Genomic DNA, 1,739 nt, shown 5'->3' on the forward strand with positions numbered 1-1,739 from the left:
CGGCAGCGTGGGTTGTCGGTTGATGGTCGGTGTAAGGCGTTTGCGGAGTCGGCTGATGGGACGGGTTGGGGTGAGGGTGCGGGGTTGGTGGTGGTGGAGCGGTTGTCGCAGGCGCGTGTGCGGGGGCATCGGGTGTTGGCGGTGTTGCGGGGTTCGGCGGTGAATCAGGATGGGGCGTCGAATGGTTTGACGGCGCCGAATGGTCCGTCGCAGCAGCGTGTGATTCGTCTGGCGTTGGCGGATGCGGGGTTGGGTGTGGGTGATGTGGATGTGGTGGAGGCGCATGGGACGGGGACGAGGTTGGGTGATCCGATCGAGGCGCAGGCGTTGGTGGCGACGTATGGGCGGGGGCGTGGGGTGGGCCGGCCGTTGTGGCTGGGTTCGTTGAAGTCGAATGTTGGTCACACGATGGCTGCTGCGGGGGTGGGTGGTGTGATCAAGATGGTGATGGCGTTGCGGGCTGGGGTGTTGCCTGCGACGTTGCATGTGGATGAGCCGTCGTCTCATGTGGATTGGAGTGGTGGGGGTGTTCGGCTGCTGACGGAGTCTCGTGAGTGGGGGGCGGGGGGTGGTGTGCGTCGTGCGGGGGTGTCGTCGTTCGGGATCAGTGGGACCAATGCGCATGTGATTCTGGAGGAGGCTCCGTCGGTGGAGTTGGTGTCTCGTGGGGAGGCTCCGTCGTCGGTGGGATCTGTGTCCGGTCGGGAGGAGGGGCCGGTTGGTTGGGTGTTGTCGGCGCGGAGTGAGGTGGCGTTGCGGGCTTTTGCGGGTCGGTTGGTGGGGGTGGTTGGTTCTGGTGTGTCGGTGGGTGATGTGGCTGCGACGTTGGCTGGTCGGAGTGTTTTTGAGCATCGTGCGGTGGTGGTGGGTGTGGGGCGTGGGGAGTTGTTGGCGGGGTTGGGGTGTGTTGCGGAGGGTGTTGTTCGTGAGGGGGTGGTGAGGGGGGTTGCTGGTGTTGGTCGGACGGTGTTGGTGTTTCCGGGTCAGGGGTCGCAGTGGGGTGCGATGGCGCGGGGGTTGTATGTGGGTGCTCCGGTGTTCAGGGCGCGTCTTGAGGAGTGTGCGAAGGCGTTGTCTGCTTTTGTGGAGTGGGATTTGTTGGATGTGTTGTTGGGTGATGACGGTGGTGTGTTGTTGTCGCGGGTGGATGTGGTGCAGCCGGCGTTGTTTGCGGTGATGGTGTCGTTGGCTGCGTTGTGGGAGGCGCATGGGGTGCGTCCGGATGCGGTGGTGGGGCATTCGCAGGGGGAGATTGCTGCGGCGTGTGTGGCGGGTGCTTTGTCGTTGGAGGATGCGGCGCGTGTGGTGGCGTTGCGTAGTCAGGCGATTCGGGTTCTGGCGGGGCGGGGCGGGATGGTGTCGGTCGCGTTGCCGGTGGGTGAGGTGCGGTCGCGGTTGGAGGGGTGGGGTGGTGATGTGGGGGTTGCCGCGGTCAATGGTCCTTCTTCGACGGTGGTTTCGGGTGGTGCGGGGGCGCTTGATGCGTTGCAGGCTGTGTTTGAGGCCGAGGGTGTGCGGACGTGGCGGATTCCTGTGGACTATGCGTCGCATTCCGGTCATGTTGATGAGATTCGTGATCAGGTGTTGGATCTGCTGGAGCCGATTCGTCCTCGGTCCGGTGGTGTCCGTTTCTATTCGACCGTGACGGGTGGGCCGGTCGATACCGGCACACTCGACGCGGACTACTGGTTCCGCAACCTCCGTAACACCGTCGAATTCGAAGCCACCACCCGACTGCT

General features: G+C 64.3%; 1 protein-coding gene. It reads left to right on the top strand.

All coding sequences use genetic code 11. The annotated features are described in order from the left end of the window. The coding region (locus ACIRD8_RS37800; RefSeq protein WP_404002315.1) for a type I polyketide synthase at positions 1 to 1,739 on the top strand (1,739 nt) is incomplete at both ends.

The sequence above is a fragment of the Streptomyces sp. NPDC102451 genome, assembly GCF_044765485.1.
In the GTDB taxonomy this organism is placed as follows: Bacteria; Actinomycetota; Actinomycetes; order Streptomycetales; family Streptomycetaceae; genus Streptomyces.